The sequence below is a fragment of the Planktothrix sp. FACHB-1355 genome (assembly GCF_014748295.1).
Lineage (GTDB): Bacteria > Cyanobacteriota > Cyanobacteriia > Cyanobacteriales > Aerosakkonemataceae > Aerosakkonema > Aerosakkonema funiforme_A.
In genome coordinates this window covers 1-1,566 of record NZ_JACJUP010001359.1, presented here as the reverse complement: position 1 = coordinate 1,566, position 1,566 = coordinate 1, and the positions used below count along the sequence as shown (strand labels likewise).

Sequence of the window (1,566 nt, the reverse complement as noted above, 5' to 3'; positions counted from 1 at the left end):
GATAGTGGAGGTTCTTGAGCAAGCTGCAAGGGTTTGCGCTCAAACCCATACAAGAATTTTTAAACTTTGGTATAATTGTCAATCGTTAAGAAAGGAGAAACTTAGGATGAATTTTGATGAAAAATTAGTCGAAATTTTAAAAGGGAAGTTTGATTACGAACAAAGTCCAATTTGTGCGACACCTTCAGGAAATTATTTTTGGTATCGCAAGCGGCAAGAAGTTATAAAACTGTTTAAACGCAATCTTCACTTGTTTGATCTCAATCAAACCGAAAAATCAGCACCTTATCTGTTTGTAGATGTTGGTTGTGGCGAAAGCATCGATCTATTTCTAATTCGTCAATTTTTAGAAAAACATTCGTCAGGTTGGCGTTTGATAGGTTTAGAAGCTGAGCCTACTGCATTAGAAGTGGCTAATCTTAAGAAGAAATATTACAATGTGGATAATGTCGATATAATAGCTTGTGACGTTACAAAAAACCTACCATTTAAAGATGGCGAAGTTAATGTAGTTTATTGCTCTGAAGTGATCGAACATCTAATCGATCCGGAGTTATTTATAAAGGAAATAAAGCGGATAACCAAACCAAACGGATACCTAATTATTACCACACCAAATGAACCAAATGTGTTTCAGGGTGCCTACTGGAGCCGAAACCGTCTTGACAGGATGCGAGCAGAAATGCAGGCGATGAAAGAGCAATCTCAAAAAGTCAATATAGAAACTGAAAATGTCTTCTTGCACGGCCATGTATCGTTAAAAACAATTAGCGAGTGGGATAATACTTTAGAAAAAATAGGTTTTAAAATAGTCGATCGCGGACGCGGTGCAGTCACATACGGGGCAACGCCATTTTATGACAATGCGTGGATTTTAGGCGGTCGCTTTCTGCTAGAAGCATTTCTAGATCTACTACCGCGACAGTGGGTATGCAATCTGTCAGATCAATTAATTGGTCTATATAGACTGGAGAAATGATTGGGCAGTCGATCGAGCAGCGATCGCAACTTGAGGCAGTAGCAAAAATTAGCGAACATAATCAATAAATGTGGCTCGCGATCGCCAACCTCATACTTAATAAAAATTGATGGTAAGGAGAGATTTACTGGTATGTTAAAAAAATTGGAGCGCAGTTCGATCGCATTATCGATAGTACTTCCCCTAGCTTTGCAGTAACTCAGGATGTCAAATATTACTAGACAAGGTAAGATTTACCTGTGTTTCCCTAACATCTTTGAATTTAAAGGGGGAATACAAGTTTATTCGGCTTTCTTTCTAGAGGCACTACAAAGTTTGTACCCCGATCGAAATTACGAAGTTTTTCTCAAACACGATACTCGATCGCTGCCAGAAGTGCCTTTCTTAGAGGGTACTAACTTTCATTTTACAGGCAAGTGGCCTTTGCCTTTACGAACTTTTGCTTTTGCTTCTCAAATTCTAGGATACGGTCTGTACCAACGTCCCGATTTAATTATCTTAACCCACCTTAACTTCGCCCCCGTTGCCTACTGGTTGAAACGTCTGGCAAATATCCCATACTGGACGATCGCTCACGGTGTAGAAGC

1 protein-coding gene and 1 pseudogene are annotated in these 1,566 nt (G+C 39.4%); both read left to right on the top strand.

All coding sequences use genetic code 11. The features are described from left to right. The coding region (locus tag H6S82_RS32400; RefSeq protein WP_206756927.1) for a class I SAM-dependent methyltransferase at positions 1-979 on the top strand (979 nt) is incomplete at its 5' end. A gap of 204 nt (positions 980-1,183) precedes the next feature. Then, positions 1,184-1,566, top strand: a pseudogene (locus H6S82_RS32395) (glycosyltransferase); the annotation flags it as partial.